Source organism: Thioclava sp. IC9, from assembly GCF_002213225.1.
Classification (GTDB): Bacteria; Pseudomonadota; Alphaproteobacteria; order Rhodobacterales; family Rhodobacteraceae; genus Thioclava; species Thioclava nitratireducens.
On sequence record NZ_NBNX01000006.1, the window covers coordinates 119,935 to 140,453 of the forward strand.

The window sequence follows — 20,519 nt, forward strand, 5'->3', positions numbered from 1 at the left end:
CGGCCCGCGCAGTTACCTGAATTTGCATCCGGTTTGGGAAAAGGGACGTTCAGCCCCTTTTCTCATTCCTCGTCAACCCGCAGGACCGACCCTTTCGGTGGCGCGCGCCGGATGTTGCGACGCAGATCCATGACATAGCCAATGATCTCCGCAACCGCCTGCCAATGCTCGACCGGCACGGTGTCATCCACTTCGATCGTCGCGTGCAGCGTACGCGCGAGGGGCTTATTCTCGACGATCGGCACCTCGTTCTCGCGCGCGATCTGCCGGATGCGGGCGGCCACGGCATCGGCCCCCTTGGCGACGCAGACCGGTGCGGCGTCGCTGCCCTGTTCGTATTTCAGCGCCACGGCATAATGCGTCGGGTTCGTCACGATCACGCTGGCGGTCGGCACGGCCTGCGCCATGCGCTGGCGGGCGCGCCTGCGTGCGATCTCCGCACGGCGGCCCTTGATCTGCGGATCGCCCTCGGAGTCCTTCATCTCGTCGCGGATTTCCTTGAGAGACATGCGCAGTTTGCGCCGCCACTCGAACCGTTTCCAGATGATGTCGCCGATGGTGATCGGCACGAGGAACACCATCGCTGCGCTCAGCAGCCATCCGGCCCAATGGGCGGCGTAGCTCGGAATGTTCTCGGGCAGGAAATTCTCGCCCTGCCAGATCCCGGTGACCGCGCGTTTCGCCACCCACAGCGCGAGCACGCCGATGACGAGAACCTTGGTGACGCTCTTGGCGAACTCGACCAGTGCGCCGGGCGAGAACATCTTCTTCAGCCCGCCGAGCGGCGAGAGCTTCGACAGTTTCGGCTTCATCCGCTCCGACGAGACCACGGTTTCGCCCTGGATCAACACGCCGAACAGCGCGGCCAGAAGCATCACGCCGAAGATCGGGGCGGCCCATCCCGCTATCTCGCCGAAGAGCATGCTGAGGATGTCGCCAATATCGCGCGCGCCTGCCGACCCTTGGCCAATCTTAACCTGGCCCGCCCCGGCGAAGACCTGACCAAGCGAGGTCATCGCCCGGCCCGCCACCAGTGGCAGGATGAACATCACGATCGTCAGCAGCGAGAAGACCGACATCATGTTGCCGGTCTCGCGCGAGGAGGGCACGTCGCCTTTCTCGCGCGCCGATTTCAGCCGCTTGTCTGTCGGCTCTTCGGTCTTGGAGGATTTATCCTGTTCGTCGCCTTCGGCCACAGCGCGCTCCTTAGGGTATGACGAAAGTGCCGAGCCAGTCGGTGAACCGGCCGAGGAAGACATGCAGCATGCTGGGCGACGCCGCCGCAAGGATCAGCAGGCCCGACGCGATCAGCGCGGGTGCTGCGACGAAGAAGACAGGCAGCGCGGGCATCATCCGGTTTGCAAGCCCCATCCCGAGATTGAAGATCAGCCCCATGACGAAGAACGGCGCCGCGATAGCCGCCCCGATATAGAGGCTGGCCGACGCGGCCTTCACGATCTGCTTCGCCATGTCGCCCAGCAGCAGGGTGCCCGGCGGAAAGACGTCGTAGGAATAGAGCAACGCGCGGATGATCACGTGATGCGTGTTCGTGACGAAAATCAGCGCGACGCCCGAGATCAGCAGGAAGCTCGCGATCATCGTGGAGCCCTCGAACGACCCGAGGCTCGGCGCGAAAGCATTGGCGAGACCCGAGACCTGCCCGGCCTGATGTCCCGCAAATTGCAGCGCGCTGAACAGCACCCGTGCAGTCAGCCCGATCCAGAGACCCGTCGTCACCTCAAACCCGAGATAGATCGCGAAAGTAACGAGATTGTCGGGCTGCATCGGCAATACTGGCGTCGCGGGATAAAGCGCGAGGCTGAACACCACTGCCATCGCCAGACGGCTGCGGGTCGGCACCTGCATCTCGCCGAAGCCCGGCATGAACATCATAGCGCTGCCCAGCCGGGCGAAGACTATGAGATAGCCGAATAGCTGCGCGTCGAGAAATGTGCTCAGCCCGCTCACCCCTCAGGCCCCGATCGTCCCGACCGTCTTCATGGCGGCCTTTCGGTGCACCTCGTTATGCGAGATCACCTGAGTCATCGGGCTCACGCGTTCGAGCATCGAGCGGACATAGCCGCGCACTTCCGGCGCAACCATCAGCGCGGGCCATTCGTCGCGTGCGGCGTGGCGCTGGATTTCCTGACGCGCCTCCAGCACGAATTCCTGCACGCGCTGCGGCGACATCAGGAAGGTCCGCTCCTTGCCGTTGATCTTCACCGCTTCGCCGAATTCATGCTCCCACGCACCCGACATTGTCAGCACCGGCACGAAGCCCGAACCATCCGCCAGCGCGCGGCAGATCTGGTTCGCAAGGCGGGCGCGGACCCGCTCGGTGATCACGGCAGGGTTGGTGCTCGATGGCGCGGCCTCGGCCACCGCCTCGATGATAAGCGGCAGGTTGCGGATCGAGATGCGCTCGGCCAGCAGCGATTGCAGCACCTGCTGCAGCAGGATTTCCGGGGCGGGGTTGGAGATGTCGCTCGCGAGTTTCTGGTAGTCCCGGTCCAGCTCGGCCAGAAGCTTCTTCACCGCGCCATAGGTGAGCAGTTCGGACATATGCTCCTTGATGATCTCGGTGAGATGGGTGGTAATCACGCTCTCGGGGTCCACGACCGTATGGCCCTGCTGTTCGGCCTCGGACGCGCGCGCCGGGTCGATCCAGACCGCGCTCAGCCCGAAGGTGGGCTCCTTGATCCGCTCGCCGGGCAGCTTCACCTGATCGCCGGACGGGTCGATCACCATCACGAGGTTGGGGCGCAGCTCGCCTTTCGCCGCTTCGACGCCCTGCACGAGGATCGAATAGCTGTTCGTCGGCAGCATCGGGTCGTCCTTGATGCGCACCGAGGGCAGGACGAAGCCGTAATCCTTCATGAAGAGATTACGCAGGCTTTTGACCTTGCCGGGCAGGGCGGCATCCATGCTCGAGATCAGCGGCACCAGCCCCGCACCGAGGCTGAGGCGCAGCTCGTCGAGCTTGAGTTGCTGCTGCGTCGTCTCGGCCGAGGTCTCTTCCATTTGCGCCGCGCGGGCTTCTGCTGCCGCCTCGTCGCTGGCGCGCAGTGCGGCCTGCTCCTGCATCACATAGCCCAGCCCGGCGAGCAGCCCGGCCAGCGCGAAAAACACCACGATCGGGAAGCCGGGCAGCAGGCCGATCCCGCCAAGAAGCACCGCCGCCATGTAGAGCGCTTTCGGGAAGTTCGACAGCTGCCCGAGGACCGCCTCGTTCGCCGCGCCCTCGGTGCCGCCTTTCGTGACGATCAGGCCCGCTGCCAGCGACACCACCAGCGCCGGGATCTGCGTCACCAGCCCGTCGCCAATCGTCAGAACGGTGTAGTTGCCCGCCGCCTGAGAGACGCTCAGCCCGTGCTGGACGACGCCGATCAGGATGCCGCCGACAACGTTGATAAGCGTGATGATGATCCCTGCCACCGCGTCGCCGCGCACGAATTTCGACGCACCGTCCATCGCGCCGAAGAAGCCGCTCTCGTCCTCCAGCTCCTTGCGGCGGCGCTTGGCCTCCACCTCGTCGATCAGTCCTGCGCCCAGATCGGCGTCGATCGCCATCTGCTTGCCCGGCATCGCATCGAGCGAGAAGCGCGCGGAAACCTCGGCGATCCGGGTCGAGCCCTTGGTGATGACGACGAAGTTGATCACCACGAGAATCGCGAAGATCACGATACCGATCACGAAATCCCCGCCCACGATGAAGCGCGAGAACCCCTCGATGACGCCGCCCGCCGCGCCGGGGCCGGTATGGCCCTGGCTGAGAATGAGCCGCGTCGAGGAGATGTTGAGCGACAGCCGCAGCATCGTCACCACGAGCAGCAGTGTCGGGAAGGAGTTGAACTCCAGCGGCTTCGGGATCCACAGCGCCACCATCAGGATCAGCACCGAGACCGACAGCGAGATCGCGAGGCCGAAATCCAGGATGATCGGTGGCAGCGGGACGAACAGCATCCCGAGGATCAGCGTCACGCCGATCGCGAAGCCGATATCGCGGTTCTTGAAGCCGAGCCCCACGAGGTTCTGGCCTAGACTGGTTTGTTTTTGGCTCATTGCGCGCTCAATTCGTTCGCATGAAATTGGGAAGCACGGGTTGCAGGTCGTTCGTCGAATAGATCGAAAGCCGCATGTCCTGATCCGCCGTCAGATCGGCCGACCAGAAGACGGGCAGCTTGCGGCGCGTGGGGCGTGGCGAGGCGGTCATGGTGGGCGCGTCCACGGAGGCGGCGCCTGCGAGCCGTACGAAATAGTCGCCCCGTTTCTGCGCCACCGCGAGATTGCGCCTGAGCGCGGTCAGATAGGTCTGGCGCGCCTCCGGGGTGAAGGAGTGATACGAGCCTGCGGCGAGCCACCAATCCCCCGTCCGCCGATGCAGATCGACCAGAAACCGCGCCGCGTAATCCACATTCGCCGCCGGATCGAAGGACTGGGCCAGCGAGTCAAACGCGTCCGGATGCCATTTGCGGTTCACCTGCATGCAGCCCGTATCGATCGAGGTGACGCCCGCTGCTTGCTTCTGGTGGACCCAAGCCATCGCCGCTTCGCGGCTGTCGAACACGCGCCCTTCGCCCGCGGCATTCACGCTCCACGGCCAGACGGTCAAGCGACCTTCATTGCGAAACCCCGCCTCCTGCAGCCCGATCGCGAGCAGCAGGTTGTCGGGGATGCCGTAGCGGTCCTGCGCCGCGAAAATCTGGCGCAGGCATTGCTGGTCATTGCCGAACTTGGAGGGGACGACTGTGGTTGCCTCGGGCACGGAGCGGCTGGAGGTGTAGAACCCCGCCCAGCCCTCGGCCCGCGCGGGGCCTGTCGCGGCGAAGCTCGCGATTGCAAGCGCCGCCAAGGCGCGAAACCACCCCGCCCGCGCCATCAGGTGGGCCCGTTCATGATGAGATCGAAGACGGTATCCGACAGGTGCGAGAGCGTCGCGTAGATGAAGGGCAGGGCGAGCACGAGGCCCACGAAGATCGCGACGATCTTCGGCACGAAGGTCAGCGTCATCTCCTGCACCTGCGTCAGTGCCTGGAAGATCGCGATGCCAAGGCCGACAAGCAGCGCGAGCGCGAGGATCGGGCCGGCCCCGAGCAGGATCGTCCAGATCGTGTCCGACATGATCGCATAGACATCGGCTTCTTCCATGACGCCCCCGCCTGCCTCAGATCGGCATCCGCATGATTTCCTGGTAGGCCTCGACCAGCTTGTCGCGCATCGCCACGGTGACCTTCACGGTGGATTCCAGCGCCATCGTCGCTTCGACGACCTGCTGCGTGCTGGCCTGTCCCGTCAGACCCGCCTGCGCGGTGGTATCGGCCGCACGCATGGTCTGGACCGCGTCTTCGGCGGCGCTCTTGAGCATGTCGCCGAAGCTTTGTCCCGCGGATTTGGCCTCCTGCGCGGAAGCAGGACCGCCACTCAGGTTGCGCGAGGCGCCATAGGCGCCCCGGATCGCTGCGTTGGAGAGGACTGGATCGCTCATGCGTCACCTATTTCAGAAGGTCGATCATCTCGCGGCGCATCTGGCGACCGGTCTCGAGCATGTTCAGGTTGGCCTCGTAGCTGCGCGCCGCTTCGCGCATGTTGCTCATCTCGATGATCGGGTTGACGTTCGGCAGTTTCACGAAACCCTCGGCATTCGCCGCCGGATGAGCCGGGTCGTATTTCAACACGAAATCAGAGGTGTCGCGACCGACTTCGGTGACATCGACCATCGAGGCGCCTGTCGCGTCATCGACCATTTCGCCGAAGGAGATGGTCTTGCGGCGATAGGGATCCGCGCCCGGCGTCGAGCCGGTCGAATCCGCGTTGGCCACGTTTTCCGAGACGACCTTCAGTCGCTCGCCCTGCGCGCGCAGCCCGCTTGCCGCGATCGCACCGATTGATTTCAGAGGGTCCATGCTCATAGTCTGCTCCGCACGTTACTCTTTGCCGCTGGCGGCGTTGATAAGCTGGTAGGCCTTTCGATAGAGGTTCGCCGCCAACCTATATTGGTCCGCATTCTCGCTCGCGATCACGGATTGTTGCTCCAGCGCCACGTCGTTGCCGTCGAGACTGCTGTCCCATGCGCCGCTGGCATTCACCGTCTCGACGGTGGTTTCGTGCGACGGGCCGCCGGTTGCGCGCGCCGCGTCGCTCTTCTCGAGGAAGCTCTGGAAGTCGGTGACGTCCCGCGCGCGGTAATTCGGCGTGTCGGCATTGGCGATGTTCTCGGCCAGCACCTTCTGGCGGGCCGCAAGCCACTGCATCCGATCCGAGGCGAGGTTAAAAAAGGATATCGTATCAAGTTTCACGTTGGATCGCTCCGTTTTCATGGATAGTATACTGGTGTGAGAATGGATTGGTAGGGTTTATCCTTGTGAATACGATTTTTTCTTCCTTGAATTATGCGGTTGACGAGGCCGATGAGGCAAGAATTGTCGGTCATGTCCATTCGGTCACGGGCCTGTCGCTGACTGTCGTCGGGCTCGAACGCGCGATGGGAATCGGCCAGCGCTGCATCGTGCACGGGCGGCGCGGTCCGGTTCTCGCCGAGGCGGTCGGTTTGAACGAGGCTGGAACCCGCGTTCTGCCGTTCGGCAGCTGGGATGGCGTCTCGGTGGGGGATCGGGTCGAACTCGACCAGCACGGCGATCTGATCCACCCCGATGAAAGCTGGATCGGTCAGGTCGTGGATGCGCTGGGCCGGCCTGTGCGCAGCGGCACTGGCTGGACCCCGGGGGAGATGGCGCGCGACCTCAAGGCCGCCCCGCCGCGCGCCTTCGACCGAAAGCGGGTCGGCGCGAAGCTCGAGACGCAAATCAAAGTATTCGACATCTTTACCCCGATCTGCCGTGGCCAGCGCATGGGTGTCTTCGCGGGCTCCGGCGTCGGGAAATCGACATTGATGGCGATGCTCGCGCGCAATACCGATACGGATGTGATCGTGATCGGGCTGGTGGGCGAGCGTGGCCGGGAGGTGCAGGACTTCATCCAGAACGACCTCGGCCCAGAGGGGATGGCGCGCGCGGTGGTCGTGGTGGCGACGGGTGATGAGCCACCTCTGCTGCGTCGTCAGGCGGCCTGGACCGCGACGGCGGTGGCCGAGCATTTCCGCGATCAGGGCAAGCAGGTGCTGCTGCTGATCGATTCCGTTACCCGCTTCGCGATGGCGCAGCGGGAGATCGGCCTCTCCGGGGGCGAGCCGCCGACGACCCGGGGCTACCCGCCCACCGTATTCGCGGAACTGCCGCATCTGCTGGAACGGGCGGGACCCGGCGTCGAAGGGACGGGCGATATCACCGGGCTCTACACGGTGCTGGTGGACGGCGACGACATGAACGAGCCCATTGCCGATACCGTGCGCGGGATCGTGGACGGGCATATCGTGCTCGACCGTCACATTGCCGAGCAGGACCGCTACCCGGCGGTGAACGTGCAGAAAAGCATCTCGCGGATGCTCCCCGACTGCCATACCGATGCCGAGTATCGCATCATGCAGGCGGCCCGGCGCGCGCTGGGGAAATATGCCGATATGGAAGACCTGATCCGGGTGGGCGCTTACCGTCCCGGCGCCGATCCCGACACAGATGCGGCGATCCGCTTCCACCAAAGCGCAACGGTTTTCCTGTCGCAGCGGAAATCGGAGCAGCTTGGATCGATGCGGGCCTTCGCGGAAACCTACAGGCTGCTACTGGAAGCGGGTTTCGACGTGCCGCTTCCCGAAGAGGTAGATGGCGAGGGCGCGTAAGCCCGCGGTCCCGAGCGCCTCTTAAAGCGCGGCGATTTCCGACAGTGGGCCGCTCCAGTCGCCGAGCTGCGCCTGGCGATGAAGTTGCAGGTTTCCATACCAACGATCCGGGCTTCCTTGACGGCCCCAATACCACATGCACGCCGCCCCTTTCGGGATCAGCACATGGGTGTCGGGATGCCCCAGCGCACCGCAGAGATGGGCGGTGGTGTTGTCGATGCTCACCACCCGGTCGAGCGCCATGATCTGCGCCGCGAACCCGTCGAGATCGGCAAGTTGGTCGATTGCGGCATCGTGGAAAAGAGTCAGGTCTGGACGGCGGCGGGCGGCTTGCGCCAGCTCCGCCTCGCGGTCGCCATATTGCAGGTTCACCACCAAGGCACCTTCGGGCAGGGCCCTCAGCATCGTTTCGAGCGCGAGCGAGCGATGCGCTCCGGTGATCGCGTCGCTGCTGTGCCATGCGACGCCGACGATTGGTCGCCCCTGCGCCATCTCGCGATAGCGGGCCCGGGTCATCTCGACCTGCACCGGATCGGCGTTCAGATACCCGCCAAGCGGTCGCGCCGCGAGCGCCTCGACGCTGAGATAGCGCACGAGGTCACCGACGAAGATCATTTCCTCCGGAGCGACGCCCATCTTGTCGACCTCGGTGGTCTCCGCGAAGGCGATCCCAAGGCCGGAACGCTCGATCAAGGGCTTCATCCGGGCCTCGCCGACGAAGGTCACCTTTGCGCCGGCGGGCAGGGGAGCGCGCCCGATGATGGGCAGCAGCGCAAGCTGGTCGCCGATCCCCTGCTCGTCGACGAGAAAGAGGCGATCGCGGGTGGCGAGCCGCTCGGGCTCGGAATTTTCATAGGGAATGCGGCGGCGGTTCGCGTCGGGCTGGCGGCCTGCGTAATAGGGGGCTCCCGCCGCGAAATCGCCTTCGCCCATCAGGAAGGTGCCGTAGGCGCGCCGCACCCAGAGCCCGCCCCCGTCAACGAGGTGAAGGGCTTCGCGAAACGCGATCCGCGCCGCGCGAAAGTCTTCCCGGTCGAGGTGGCAATTGCCGGAAAATCCCAAAACCCGCTGGAACTGCGCGGGATCTTCGAAGCGATGCGAGAGGGTTTCGAGGGCGCGCTCGGTCTCGCCGCACGCACGTAGAGCCGCCATCCGAAGGGTTACGATTTCGTCGCGATGCGTGGGGGGCAGATCGGCCTCGGCCAGCAAGGCATCGGCGCCGACGATGAGGCCCCTGTAGTTCTGGCGGAAGAGTTTCGCCTTGAGCAAGCCGATGCGGTGCGCGATCGGCGCCGGCGAAAGTCGCGCGGCTTCCTCGTAGGCGGGCGCGGCTTCGGCATTGCTTTCGCCTGTGGCGAAGGCGTCGGCCGTGATGAACCAGATCTCGGCCGTCTTCATGCGCTCAGCAATCTTGCGCAGATTTCGTCCGGCCGTGGTCGACCGGTCGAGCCGCCCCATCAGATCGGCATAGAGGCGGGCCATCGGAACGTCTTCGCTGCCACGCTCGATTGCCTGCGCAAACAGATCGATGGCCGCGAAGATGTCGGCCTTGAGAACCCGCGCCTTACCCAGCCCTGCAAGCCCCATCGGATCGGTGGGCGCGATCAGCAGGGCGCGTTCGAAGAACTTCGTCGCGGCTTCGGCCTCGCGGCGGTCGAGCGCCACGGTGCCCAGCACGAGCCACGGGTGACGGTTCGCCGGATGCGCCTGGCTGACCTCATGCGCCAGCCGCGCCGCGTGCGGGCCGTCAGCCGCAGCGAGCGCCTCATAGGCTTCGTGCATCGTCAGCGCCGCTGCGCTGTCCGCGATACCGTAATACTTCGCGGCTTTCGCGGCGCGGGCGCGCCGGTCCTTGCGTGAGAGGGTGGTCTGGGTCATGCGCGTTCCCTCGGAATGGCGAAGTAGTCGATCGAATGGACGTAGAACACGCTGTCGACCAGCACGTAGTCATGCGCGCGGCACCATTCCTGCGCGAAGGCGAGGAGGTTGTCGCGGCGGGTCTCGACCCAGATCAGCGGGCGGTCGCGCGCGATCAGCCCCTCGGCCCCGGCGAGCACGTCCAGCTCCATCCCTTCAGCGTCGATCTTGAGAAAGTCGGCGCGGGCGTCGGCCATCAGCGCATCCAGCGTCACGACCTTCAACTCGCCCGCTTCGTCAGCGATCAGTGTCGTGGCCCCGAGGTTGTTTTCCTGCGTCGTCTCTGCGCGGAAGCTGCCCTCCGCGCGGCCCACGCCGAAGCCCATGCCGCGCCGGTCGATCAGGCCGTCGATCCCGTTCGCGGCGATATTGCCTTCCAGAAGGGTCAGCGCCGCGGGGTTCGGCTCCACCGGATAGATGCGCGCCGGGTTCAGATGCTGTGCGTACCAGACGACGTGGTTGCCGATATTCGCGCCGACCTCGACGATATGCGGGTGCTTCACGCCGATCAAATCGCGCAGCTTCTCGAGCGAGCTATCCTCGAAGAACCTCCCCTGAAGGTGGGTGTTCTGGATGATGTCGAGCGGATTGGTGATTTGCATCTTCGCCGCCACGCCCCGATGTTCGAGCAGCGCCCAGAGCGGATCGCGCTCGACCGCGTCGGCCCACATCCGCTCGACCTGTCGGGCCCAATCGGCTCCGGTCGCAGAGCGCGGCCCGGTGGAGTGCTGATCGCGGCGGTTGATGAAGAAGATCTCCGGGCGTTTCGCGCAGTGCCCGTTCTGCCAGAGTTGCAGGTAAAGCTTGTAATCCTCGCCCGTATCCATCGCCTCATCGAAGCCGAAGCGCGCCGCGAGTTCGGTGCGGATGAAGGCGCCGATCTGAACCGCGAAGAAGGGTGCTGCGGCGAGAAACTCTGCATAGCTGGAAAGCTCTGCCGGCTGACCGTCGCGCAGTTGCGGCTCGCCCGCCGCGTCGAATTCGCAGATCAGCCCCCAAAGCGCATCGAGCGTGGGCTCATCGGCAAGTCGCGCGCCGAAAGCCTCGAACGCGTTAGGGGTCAGCACGTCGTCCGCATCGAGGAAGAAAATCCATTCGATGCCCGCCTCCTGCGCTTGCCGGATCGCGGTATTGCGACGTGCAGACCGGCCGTGCAGCCCTTGCATGTCATCCATCGCGTAGTGATGGACATGGTCGAACGGCCCCTTGGAAAAGCCGATCGCGGTCTCGACGGAGGGCGCGCAGCTTTCTTCGAACAACTGGCGATGGCCGGGGCCGATCGGGGTGATGATTGCGCAATCCATGGCTCAGCGCTCCTTGCCGCTTTGTTCATCCGCAAGCGACTGGAAGACGGATTCCCGGATCGTATCGAGCGAGACCTTCCGCGCCTCGCCATGGCTGAGCGCAGGCGTCAGGCCAAGTTGCAGCGCCAGCGCCGAGAAGAAGATCAACGCGGCGCCGCCCAACATCGTGCGCATCTGCGGCTTCGCGCCCTCGCGCTTTGCTGGAAACTTGCCTGGCTCCGCGCGCGCCGGGGCAGACAGGGCAGCGGCGCGCGGTTTTGCGGCTTCGGGGGCGATGAAGATGTAGTGGTCGAGCGCGGTCAGTCGTGCCGTCAGCGGCGCCTGCCGCAAGGTCGCGAGAAGCGGGGCCGGGAAGTGATCCGCCGCGGCGTGGATCTGGCCGGGCAGGGCGGTTGCCCCCTGACGCGCGAGTTCCTCCACCGGGATGGCGAAGCTGCGAAGATCGTCGCGGAAATAGACGTCTCGCACCCCGAAGCTTTGCGCATCGGCGCCGGCCTCGTCGATGGTGATCCGGACGGTGTCGGCATCGAGGCTCAATTCGCAAGTCGCCATCAGCGCCTCGGCCCGGTGCGTATCGCTCAGCCGCCGGAAGCCGGGCGGGCCGCCATCCGCGCTCACCGGGGCCGTTGTTTCCGATCGATCGGTAGGCACAGAGGCCGCGTTCCTGCTCGTCGGCGGAGCGCTCGATGTCGCGGAGTTTGTCGGGCTCAACTCCGACAGGAGCCGCTCGACCTCGCGCAACGCGGGCGACACCGAGGCGGATTTCGCATCGGTCAGCGCTTCCGGGTCGAGCCCCTCGTCGGCGGCATAGGCGAAATTGATCGCGTAATCGCGGGCGATCTCCGGAAGGTTGTCGGTGTCCTGCACGAGCGACAGAATCTTCTGCTCGTCGGAGAACAGCATCCGCCGTGTCTGGTAGCCGTCGATCTTTGGAATGACGCTGAACTCATCCGCGCGCCAGTTCATCGACCGCGCGAGTCGGGGCAGTACGCGCTCGGCCTCGCTCGCGTGGAAGACCAGCATCGCGCAGCCGCCTTCCGGGTCGAGGCCGACGGCCAGACACATGTGCTGCGGCCATTGCTGGAACAGATGGCGCAGATCCTGCTCTTCGAGCAGAAAGGCTATGGCTTCCGCACTGGCGCTCATTCGATGCCCTGAATCCAAGATCAGTGTTGGAATTATCCTATCTATTCATGAATAATCGGTCAAGTTTCCTTGTCTATAGATGACATGGTGTGTTCTGTGCTTATTCTTGTTAATGATTTTGGCATTTATACTTGACTTAACGAGAGCGTCACCGGAGATTTGCTCGAGATTTTGGGGAAACTGCGCCTGCCGGTGAAAGACTGGGGGCGCGAAGCATACGGACAAAGTATAATGACGATCATCCTTGGCCTGTTGGCCGTCGTGGGCCTCGTGTTCGGCGGCTTCCTCCTGTCCGGCGGCAGCATGGACGTTCTGATTCATGCCTTGCCGTTCGAAGGGATGATGATCGGTGGCGCCGCGCTCGGGTCGTTCCTGATCGCCAACTCGTTCGGGATGATCAAGCAATCGGGCCGGGGGCTCGTAAAGGTGCTCAAGGGCAGCAAGTGGAAGACGGCGGATTACACCGACCTCTTGAACCTGCTCTACGAGCTGTCGCGGCTCTATCGCAACAAGGGTATCATCGCGCTCGATCCTCATGTCGAAGCCCCGGAAGAGAGCGAGATCTTCAGCCGCTATCCGCGTATCCTGAAGGATCATTTCGCGATCCAGCTGATTACCGACAGCTTCCGGATGCTGGCGATGAATTTCGACGACAAGTACCAGACCGAGGACGTCATCAACCGCAAACTGAAGAAGCATCACCGCGAGGTTCTGGCCCCCGCCTCAGCGCTCCAGACCGTGTCCGACGCCTTGCCTGCCATCGGCATCATCGCCGCCGTTCTGGGCGTGATCAAAACCATGGGTGCGATCGACCAGCCGCCGGAGATCCTGGGTGGTATGATCGGCGGCGCGCTTGTCGGCACCTTCCTCGGCGTGTTCCTTGCTTATTGCTTCGTGCAGCCGATGTCTGGCCGTCTGCGCCAGATCGAGGAAGAAGATTCCGCGTTCTATGCGGTGATCCGCGACATCTTCGTTGCGCTTGTGAGCGACCACCCGCCGAATATCTGCGTCGAGATCGGGCGCGGCAGCATCCCAACCGCGCATCAGCCGGATTTCTACGCCGTCGAGCAGGCGCAGAAAGACCTGCCGCAGACGGCGTAACCGCGCCATGGCCCGCAACCGGATCGCGGCCCTGGAGGTGATCGGGCGGCTGCGGCGGCGTGAGCTCGAAGAGCAGGCCGGCGAGCTATCGAAGCTGAATGCGCAGGTCGCGCGGCTGGAAAGCGAGCGCGATACGCTGACAGCGCGCGCCCGCGCCGAGCTTCACGTCACCTCGCCTGAGACCGCGCCTTACGCCGCCGGATTCCGCGAGGCGGTGCGCGAGACGGTCTCGTGGCTCGATCAGGAGATCGGCACGCTGAACGAACGCCGCGTGCCGCTCGAAGACCGGATGCGAGAGCTGTTCCGAGAGGCGAAGACCTATGACACGCTTCTCGACCGTGCCCGCGCCGAACGCGCGGCGGAGCTGGCAAAGCGCGAGCAGGCACAGGCCGAGGAGCGCACGCTGCAGCGCTGGCTGCGCGACAGGGATGCGGTCAGAAGCTGAAAATCTCGCCGAGATTGGCGATGATCGTGACGAGCAGGACAACGCCCGCAACGAGCAGCGCGATCCACCAGACATATTGGAAGACGATCGCCGCGATTCCGAGGCTCACCGCATAGCTCGGCAGTCGCCAGTTTTCGCGGAGTGCCGCTGCGATCCCCGCGAGCACGATCGCTAGGATCCCGAGGACCGGCGCCGCGAGGCCGAGGTAGCTGGAAGCCGGGAGTGGTTGCGGCTCCACCGGCTTCGGCGCAAGGCCGAAGAAGGACCGCCAAGCCGAGCGTTTGATCTCGCCAGCGATCTCGCCAATCTGACTTCCGGCAGAGGGCTGAGGCCCGTTCGCAATACCCGAGATCTGCACGAAAACGAGAACCAACGCGGCCGCGCCCGCCAGCAACGCCCAGAAGCCCCAACTGCGAAACAGGGGGCGAAGCGGGGCGGACGGATGGCTTTCACTTTGGGTCATTCCGCGAGGTTAGCCGCGAATCTTGACGCAAATAAGAAGAATGCACGTCGCGCGTTGACGCATCACGCGCCCACCGCACCTGCCCCGCCGGATTCACGCTGGCGTGACGCGTCGTCCTGAGGCTAAGCTTCCTCGACAGCTCATCCACGAAGGGAGACGCCCGATGGAGTTCAGCGAAGCGATCCGAAAATGTTTCTCGAACTACGTGACTTTCACCGGCCGCGCGGCCCGGCCCGAATTCTGGTGGTTCGTGCTCTTCGTCTTTCTCGGGAACATCGTCTTCGGCTTGCTGGATCGCATCCTCTTCGGTCCGATGATGATGCGGGGCGGCGAAGCGTCGCTGCTGGGGGCGATCTTCTCGCTCGTCGTGTTCCTGCCGTCGCTCGCGGTGCTGGTGCGGCGGCTGCACGACCTCGACCGAACCGGCTGGTGGGCCTTGATCATGCTGATCCCGCTGATCGGGACGCTGGTCCTGCTCTTCTTCACCGTCCAGCGCGGCTCGCCGCGCGGTAACCGTTTCGGGCCGCCGCCGCTGCCGCCGCACCAGATGCCGTCCTGACCTGACATAAAAGGGCACCCAAGCGGGTGCCCTTCATTCCGTCACCGGATACGCGCCGCTCAGTCGAGCGCCGCATCGCACCGTTTGCAGGTGCCGGGATGCTCATGCGTGCCGACATCGGGCAGAATCTTCCAGCAGCGCTCGCATTTCTGACCGTCGGCCTTCTCGAAGACCACCGAGATGCCCGAAACTTCGGGCAGGCGGTACGCTTCCTGCGGAGCCGGATCGGCGGTCAGCGCGATGCCCGAGGTGATGCAGAGATCCTCGAAGGGCACCGATTTCAGCGCCGCCAGAACGTCCGCATCCTCGACATGTACGACTGGTGCGGCCTCTAGCGAGGCTCCGATCACCTTGGCCGAACGCTGCACCTCCAGCGCTGCCGTCACCACGCGACGTGCGCGGCGGATGCCATCCCATTTCGCCGCAAGGCTCGCGTCGGCCCAGGCTTCGGGCGTCTCGGGGATGTCCTGCAGGTGAACCGAGGCATCGTCGCCCGGGAAGCGCGACAGCCACACGTCTTCCATGGTGAAAACGAGGATCGGCGCGAGCCAGGTCGTCAGGCGATGGAACAGCAGATCCAGCACCGTGCGCGCCGAACGGCGGCGCAGGCTGTCCTCGGGGTCGCAATAGAGCGCATCCTTGCGGACGTCGAAATAGAAGGCCGACAGGTCCACCGTGCAGAAGTTGAACAGCTGCTGGAAAACGCCCTGGAAATCGAAGGCGTCATAGCCCTTGCGCACCTCGGTATCGAGCTGTGCCAGACGATGCAGTACCCAGCGCTCCAGCTCCGGCATCTCGGTCGGATCGACGCGCTCGGCGTCGGAGAACCCATCGAGATTGCCCAGCATGAAACGCAGCGTGTTGCGCAGACGACGATAGCTGTCGGCGGTGCCTTTCAGGATCTCCTTGCCGATGCGCAGATCGGCCGTGAAGTCCGACTGCGCAACCCAGAGCCGCAGGATATCGGCGCCGTATTGCTCGATCACCTCCTGCGGCGCGACGGTGTTGCCGAGCGATTTGGACATCTTCATGCCCTTCTCGTCGAGCGTGAAGCCATGCGTCACCACGTTGCGGTAGGGCGCGCGGCCCTTTGTGGCGCAGGCCTGCAGCAACGAGGAGTGGAACCAGCCGCGGTGCTGGTCGGTCCCCTCGAGGTAGACATCGGCGATGCCGTCCTCTGTCCCGTCCGCGCGGTCGCGCAGCACGAAGGCGTGGGTGGAGCCGGAATCGAACCAGACGTCGAGCACGTCGAAGATCTGCTCGTACTCGTCGGGGTTCACGACGCCTTCCAGAACCTTCGCCTTGAAGCCGTCCTCGTACCACGCGTCCGCGCCCTCGGTCTCGAAGGCGGCGGTGATGCGCGCGTTGACCTCGGCGTTGCGCAGCAGGAAGTCTTCGTCGGTGGGCTTGGCGCCTTTCTTGACGAAGCAGGTGAGCGGCACGCCCCAGGCGCGCTGACGGCTCAGCACCCAGTCGGGACGGTTCTCGATCATCGAATGCAGGCGGTTCTTGCCCTTCTCGGGCGTGAAGGTCACCAGCTCCTCGATCGAGGTCAGCGCGCGGGCGCGGATCGTGTCGCCATACTCGTTCATGCCGTCACTCAGCGTGTGGTCGATCGCGGCGAACCATTGCGGCGTGTTGCGATAGATCAGCGGGGCCTTGGAACGCCAGCTATGCGGATAGGAGTGCTTGATCTTGCCCTTGGCGAGAAGCGCCCCGGCCCAGGCCAGTTGCTTGATGTTCGACACATTTGCCGGCCCGTCCTTGCCATCAGCCGAGACGATCGCCTCGCCGCCGAACAGCGGCAGGTCCTTGCGGTAGCTGCCGTCGGGCTCGACGTTATAGGTCATCTGCAGCCCGTATTTCAGGCCCATCTGATAGTCGTCGTCGCCGTGGCTCGGTGCGGTGTGAACGAAGCCCGTCCCGGCCTCGTCGGTGACGTGGTCGCCGGGCAGGACCGGGACGTCGTAATCCCACTCGCCATTCGCGCCCTCGACGCCGGCATAGGGATGCGAGAGCGTCAGCCCCTCAAGCTCTGCCGCGCTGACATTGCGCACGCGGGTGAAGCTCTCGACTTTCGCCTGATCCATCACCGATTGCACCAGCGCATCGGCCATCAGCAGCAGTTCGCCTTCCTCGGCGGTCGATTTCTCGCCCAGCGTGTCGACGCGGTAGAGCCCGTAGGCGATGCCCGGATTGAAGGATACGGCGCGGTTTTGCGGGATCGTCCACGGGGTCGTGGTCCAGATCACGACGCTCGCCGCGTGCAGCTGATCGGCCAGCAGCGCCTGATCCGCGGCGTCATATTCGACCGCATCCTCGGTCGGCATGTCGGCATTGCCGCCCCGGCGGACCTTGAAGCGCACCCAGATCGTGTGGCTGGTGTGGTCGTGATACTCGACCTCTGCCTCGGCCAGCGCGGTCTTCTCGACCGGCGACCACATCACGGGCTTGGAGCCTTGGTAGAGCGTGCCGTTCATCAGGAACTTCATGAACTCCTCGGCGATCACCGCCTCGGCATGGTAGTTCATCGTCAGATAGGGATCGGCCCAGTTGCCATAGACACCCAGACGCTTGAATTCCTCGCGCTGGATGTCGACCCAGTTCTCGGCAAAGGCGCGGCATTCGCGGCGGAACGCCACCACGTCGACAGCGTCCTTGTCGAGACCCTTGGCGCGGTACTGCTCTTCGATCTTCCACTCGATCGGAAGGCCGTGGCAGTCCCAGCCAGGCACGTAGCGCGCATCGCGGCCCATCATCTGCTGAGAGCGAGTGATGAAATCCTTCAGGATCTTGTTGAGCGCGTGACCGATATGGAGATGGCCGTTCGCATAGGGAGGGCCGTCATGGAGCACGAAGCCGGGGCGCGTCTCCTTCGCGGCCTTCTCGCGCAGGCGATCGTAGACGCCGATCTTCTCCCAGCGCGCCAGCCAGTCGGGCTCACGCGCAGGCAGGCCCGCGCGCATCGGAAAATCGGTTTTCGGCAGGAAGACGGTGCCGCGATAGTCGGGGGCGGTCGTCTCGGTGGTCTGGTCGGAACTCATGGATAGGTCGTCCTTGGGAAAGGGAAGGGCGTGCGCGCGCACGCCGCGAGGCTTGGCGCAATATCCCGGCTACCCTGACGCGTCAGAGCGCCGGGCAAATAATTCGCGGATATGCAGCCAGCAAGAACATGCCGCCCTTATAGGCGTGAGGTGCAAGCGCGGCAAGCGCAGATCAGGGAGGGCTGCCGCCCGTCACCGTGGGTTCGCAATCGCCGAAGAGGAGGGGGCGCTGCCCCCACGCCCGGTCGGGCGCTCCCCCGGGATATTTGTGCCAAGCCGAAACGTCGTTGCAGGCAAAAGCCGGGGATGCGCGGCCGATCGGGCTGGCCCCCTTCCCCCCTCGGTCGCGATCTCTTAGGGTCGGGGCGAAGCGAGGGAGGCAGCATGGCGGAACAGGCAGAAATCACGGGCGAAATGGTGGAGCAGCTCTTCCGGCGCTCTTCCGACGAATATCTATTCGCACGTTGGGGGCGCCCCGTCGTTCCCGTCGTGTTCGGGGTCGAGGCGGCGACGCTTGCGACGGTGAAGGGCGCGGTCGAGGCGGTGGTGGCGCTTGCAGGGCACAAGATGGCCGAGACCGATCCCGAGCTGGGCGCGAACCTGATGATCTTCTTCTTCCGCGACTGGCAGGAATTGCTCGAGGTGCCCAATCTCGATCACCTGATCGACGGGTTGCAGGATCTGGTGATCCGGCTCGACGATCAGGGGGCGAACCAGTATCGCGTCTTCCGCTTCGACAAGGAGGGCGCGATCCGCGCCTGTTTCGCCTTCGTGCGGATGGATGCGGGGCTCGATGAGGTGCCCGCCGAGGTAATCGCGCTCAGCCAGGCGGTGCAGATGATCCTGCTTTGGTCCGACAAGGCCTTCGTGAAACGCTCGCCGCTTGCGGTGGCGCGCAGGGTGACCGTGCTGCGTCCCGAGATCGCTGCGGTGATTGCAGCTGCCTACGACCCGACGATGCCGGCTGTGGCGAAAGATCCGAGCCACGCGCTGCGTCTCGCGGCCCGCGCCGGCCTGCGTCAGGGCGAGGCCGCAGAGGCGGTACGGGAATTGTCGCGCGAAGTGGGCGAGGCGGAGCCGGACGATCGGGAGAACGAGCATGGCGCATGAGTTTCCGATCCGGGTCTATTACGAGGATACCGACCTCGCGGGGATCGTCTATTACGCCAATTACCTGAAGTTCATCGAGCGCGGGCGGTCTGAATTCGTCCGCGCGCTGGGCGTAGATCAGGTCGCCATGAAGGCCGATTACGGGGTGGTCTTCGCGGTGCGCCGCGTCGAGGCCGATTACCTGCGTCCCGCGAAATTCGACGACGAACTGGTGGTGACGACCGACCTCGTCACCGAAACGGGCGCGCGCTTGGTGATGGAGCAGACCGTGCAGCGCGACGGCGAGGTGCTGTTCACCGCGCAGGTCACCATCGTCTGTCTCAACGAGGCGGGCGCGGCTCAGCGGCTTCCCGCCGATATTCGCCGGAAACTGGCCCCGAAACTGCATTGAAAAGCGGCGGGGTTTCGCCGGTTACATTGTTGTTATGGCGTTCCCCTTACTGCTGATATAGAATCGCTGGTAATCAGAGGCCCGATAACGTGGCCCCAACCGGCGAGCAGTACCTATGGACCATTCTTCGCTTGCGATGGCGCAGGAGATCGATTTCTCCCTGCTGGCGCTCTTTCTGCGCGCATCGCTGACCGTCAAACTCGTGATGATCATCCTCGTCGTGGCCAGCTTCTGGTCCTGGGCGATCATCATCCGCAAATTCATCGCCTATCGCGCGGCGCGCTCCGAGGCGGAAGCCTTCGACCGGGCCTTCTGGTCCGGCGAGCCGCTCGACGAGCTGTTCGACCAGATCGGCCCCGCGCCCGAAGGCGCGAGCCAGAAGATCTTCGCCGCCGGCATGTTGGAATGGCGCCGGTCGCATCGTCAGGACGGGGCGCTGATCACCGGCGCGCAAGCGCGGATCGAACGCTCGATGGATGTCGCGATCCAGAAGGCGACCGAAAACCTCAATTACGGGCTGACCTTCCTTGCGACCGTGGGCTCGATCTCGCCCTTCGTGGGCCTGTTCGGTACGGTCTGGGGGATCAAGGTCGCCTTCGAGGAGATCGCGATCTCGCAGAATACCTCGCTCGCCGTCGTGGCGCCCGGCATTTCGGAAGCGCTGGTGGCGACCGCGCTGGGTCTTCTCGCGGCAATTCCGGCGGTGATCTTCTACAACAAGCTGTCGTCCGATGCCGATCGCATTGCGGGCAACTATGAGGCCTTCGCGGACGAATTCTCGACCATCCTGTCGCGCCAGTTGGATAGCTGATCATGGGGGCGGGTGTTGCAAAACGCGGATCGGGCGGATCGCGGCGCCGCAGGAGCGGGCGCGGGCGTCACGCCGCGATGAGCGAGATCAACGTCACGCCGATGGTCGACGTGATGCTGGTGCTGCTGGTGATCTTCATGGTCGCCGCGCCGATGATGACGGTGGGCGTGCCGCTCGAGTTGCCGAAGACGGCGGCCAAGGCCGTACCGACCGAGCAGGAAGTGCCGCTGACGGTGTCGATCCAGGCGGACGGGAAGGTCTCGCTGATGAACTCGGAAGTGCCGCAGGATCAGCTGATCGACCGCCTCAAGGCGATCGCGGCCGAGCGCAAGAGCGACAAGGTCTTCCTGCGTGCGGATGGCAAGATTTCCTATTCTCAGGTGGTGCAGGTGATGGGCGCGCTCAACGGCGCGGGGTTCTCGAACATCACGCTCGTCACCGATACCGGGGGGCCGCAATTGACGGCGCCTGCGGGGAACTGAGCCCAGGGGGCATC

General features: G+C 64.5%; 21 protein-coding genes. 8 read left to right on the plus strand and 13 right to left on the minus strand.

Going from position 1 to position 20,519, the window contains the following annotated elements:
• Nucleotides 1-62 precede the first annotated feature (62 nt).
• The 8 genes from flhB to B6V76_RS15725 are packed head-to-tail and all read right to left on the minus strand — an operon-like array spanning nt 63 to nt 6,296.
• Nucleotides 63-1,196 (minus strand): flagellar biosynthesis protein FlhB, encoded by a 1,134-nt coding sequence (gene flhB / locus B6V76_RS15690; protein WP_240497878.1) that lies wholly within the window; start codon nt 1,194-1,196, stop codon nt 63-65.
• Nucleotides 1,197-1,206: 10 nt separating this feature from the next.
• A complete protein-coding gene (locus tag B6V76_RS15695; RefSeq protein WP_240497879.1) occupies nt 1,207-1,968 on the minus strand; it encodes a flagellar biosynthetic protein FliR in 762 nt (253 codons plus the stop codon).
• A gap of 3 nt (nt 1,969-1,971) precedes the next feature.
• On the minus strand, nt 1,972-4,062 hold the full coding sequence (flhA, locus tag B6V76_RS15700; protein ID WP_088727891.1) for a flagellar biosynthesis protein FlhA: 2,091 nt from the start codon (nt 4,060-4,062) through the stop codon (nt 1,972-1,974).
• Between the two features lie 7 nt (nt 4,063-4,069).
• On the minus strand, nt 4,070-4,852 hold the full coding sequence (locus tag B6V76_RS15705) for a lytic transglycosylase domain-containing protein (RefSeq protein ID WP_240497880.1): 783 nt from the start codon (nt 4,850-4,852) through the stop codon (nt 4,070-4,072).
• Nucleotides 4,853-4,878: 26 nt separating this feature from the next.
• Nucleotides 4,879-5,148 carry a flagellar biosynthesis protein FliQ gene (gene fliQ, locus B6V76_RS15710; RefSeq protein ID WP_075775861.1) on the minus strand — a complete coding sequence of 90 codons (270 nt, stop codon included), beginning with the start codon at nt 5,146-5,148 and terminating at the stop codon, nt 4,879-4,881.
• Between the two features lie 16 nt (nt 5,149-5,164).
• Nucleotides 5,165-5,485 (minus strand): flagellar hook-basal body complex protein FliE, encoded by a 321-nt coding sequence (locus B6V76_RS15715; protein ID WP_088720395.1) that lies wholly within the window; start codon nt 5,483-5,485, stop codon nt 5,165-5,167.
• A gap of 7 nt (nt 5,486-5,492) precedes the next feature.
• A complete protein-coding gene (gene flgC / locus B6V76_RS15720; RefSeq protein WP_075775863.1) occupies nt 5,493-5,903 on the minus strand; it encodes a flagellar basal body rod protein FlgC in 411 nt (136 codons plus the stop codon).
• A gap of 21 nt (nt 5,904-5,924) precedes the next feature.
• Nucleotides 5,925-6,296, minus strand: a complete 372-nt coding sequence (locus tag B6V76_RS15725; protein ID WP_088720394.1) for a flagellar basal body protein — start codon at nt 6,294-6,296, stop codon at nt 5,925-5,927.
• Nucleotides 6,297-6,382: 86 nt separating this feature from the next.
• Between B6V76_RS15725 and B6V76_RS15730 the strand changes: the two genes are divergently transcribed.
• The gene (locus B6V76_RS15730; protein WP_199224671.1) at nt 6,383-7,732 is read left to right on the plus strand and encodes a FliI/YscN family ATPase; all 1,350 of its coding nucleotides are present in this window, start codon (nt 6,383-6,385) and stop codon (nt 7,730-7,732) included.
• 21 nt (nt 7,733-7,753) lie between these two features.
• Here the strand turns inward: B6V76_RS15730 and B6V76_RS15735 are convergent, their stop codons facing one another.
• Genes B6V76_RS15735 through B6V76_RS15745 form a run of 3 tightly spaced genes read right to left on the minus strand, consistent with a single transcriptional unit; the run spans nt 7,754 to nt 12,099 of the window.
• Nucleotides 7,754-9,610, minus strand: a complete 1,857-nt coding sequence (locus tag B6V76_RS15735) for a hypothetical protein (RefSeq protein ID WP_088727893.1) — start codon at nt 9,608-9,610, stop codon at nt 7,754-7,756.
• Nucleotides 9,607-10,953, minus strand: coding sequence for an FkbM family methyltransferase (locus tag B6V76_RS15740; protein ID WP_088727894.1), 1,347 nt, complete (start codon nt 10,951-10,953; stop codon nt 9,607-9,609). The genes B6V76_RS15735 and B6V76_RS15740 overlap by 4 nt, the downstream gene beginning before the upstream one ends.
• A gap of 3 nt (nt 10,954-10,956) precedes the next feature.
• Nucleotides 10,957-12,099 (minus strand): hypothetical protein, encoded by a 1,143-nt coding sequence (locus tag B6V76_RS15745; protein ID WP_088727895.1) that lies wholly within the window; start codon nt 12,097-12,099, stop codon nt 10,957-10,959.
• A gap of 231 nt (nt 12,100-12,330) precedes the next feature.
• Here B6V76_RS15745 and motA point away from each other — a divergent pair, with 231 nt between their 5' ends.
• The gene (motA, locus tag B6V76_RS15750) at nt 12,331-13,200 is read left to right on the plus strand and encodes a flagellar motor stator protein MotA (RefSeq protein WP_088727896.1); all 870 of its coding nucleotides are present in this window, start codon (nt 12,331-12,333) and stop codon (nt 13,198-13,200) included.
• 7 nt (nt 13,201-13,207) lie between these two features.
• A complete protein-coding gene (locus B6V76_RS15755; protein ID WP_088727897.1) occupies nt 13,208-13,645 on the plus strand; it encodes a flagellar FliJ family protein in 438 nt (145 codons plus the stop codon).
• On the opposite strand, the gene B6V76_RS15760 is transcribed toward B6V76_RS15755, so the two are convergent.
• Complete coding sequence (locus B6V76_RS15760; RefSeq protein WP_088725607.1) at nt 13,635-14,108, minus strand: hypothetical protein; 474 nt, start codon at nt 14,106-14,108, stop codon at nt 13,635-13,637. The two genes, B6V76_RS15755 and B6V76_RS15760, sit on opposite strands and share 11 nt — an antisense overlap.
• Before the next feature lie 163 nt (nt 14,109-14,271).
• On the opposite strand from B6V76_RS15760, the gene B6V76_RS15765 reads away from it, so the two are divergent.
• The gene (locus B6V76_RS15765; protein ID WP_075775872.1) at nt 14,272-14,667 is read left to right on the plus strand and encodes a DUF805 domain-containing protein; all 396 of its coding nucleotides are present in this window, start codon (nt 14,272-14,274) and stop codon (nt 14,665-14,667) included.
• A gap of 59 nt (nt 14,668-14,726) precedes the next feature.
• Here B6V76_RS15765 and ileS read toward each other — a convergent pair whose 3' ends face one another.
• Nucleotides 14,727-17,711 (minus strand): isoleucine--tRNA ligase, encoded by a 2,985-nt coding sequence (gene ileS, locus B6V76_RS15770; RefSeq protein WP_088727898.1) that lies wholly within the window; start codon nt 17,709-17,711, stop codon nt 14,727-14,729.
• Between the two features lie 414 nt (nt 17,712-18,125).
• Here ileS and B6V76_RS15775 point away from each other — a divergent pair, with 414 nt between their 5' ends.
• The 4 genes from B6V76_RS15775 (at nt 18,126) to tolR (ending at nt 20,505) form a co-directional block, all read left to right on the plus strand.
• Nucleotides 18,126-18,821: a hypothetical protein gene (locus B6V76_RS15775; protein ID WP_240497886.1), complete on the plus strand. Its 696-nt coding sequence runs from the start codon at nt 18,126-18,128 to the stop codon at nt 18,819-18,821.
• The gene (gene ybgC, locus B6V76_RS15780) at nt 18,811-19,212 is read left to right on the plus strand and encodes a tol-pal system-associated acyl-CoA thioesterase (protein ID WP_088720385.1); all 402 of its coding nucleotides are present in this window, start codon (nt 18,811-18,813) and stop codon (nt 19,210-19,212) included. Before B6V76_RS15775 ends, ybgC begins: the two co-directional genes overlap by 11 nt.
• Before the next feature lie 115 nt (nt 19,213-19,327).
• Nucleotides 19,328-20,023 (plus strand): protein TolQ, encoded by a 696-nt coding sequence (tolQ, locus tag B6V76_RS15785; protein WP_088720384.1) that lies wholly within the window; start codon nt 19,328-19,330, stop codon nt 20,021-20,023.
• Nucleotides 20,024-20,025: 2 nt separating this feature from the next.
• Nucleotides 20,026-20,505 carry a protein TolR gene (gene tolR, locus B6V76_RS15790; protein ID WP_075775876.1) on the plus strand — a complete coding sequence of 160 codons (480 nt, stop codon included), beginning with the start codon at nt 20,026-20,028 and terminating at the stop codon, nt 20,503-20,505.
• Nucleotides 20,506-20,519: the final 14 nt, after the last annotated feature.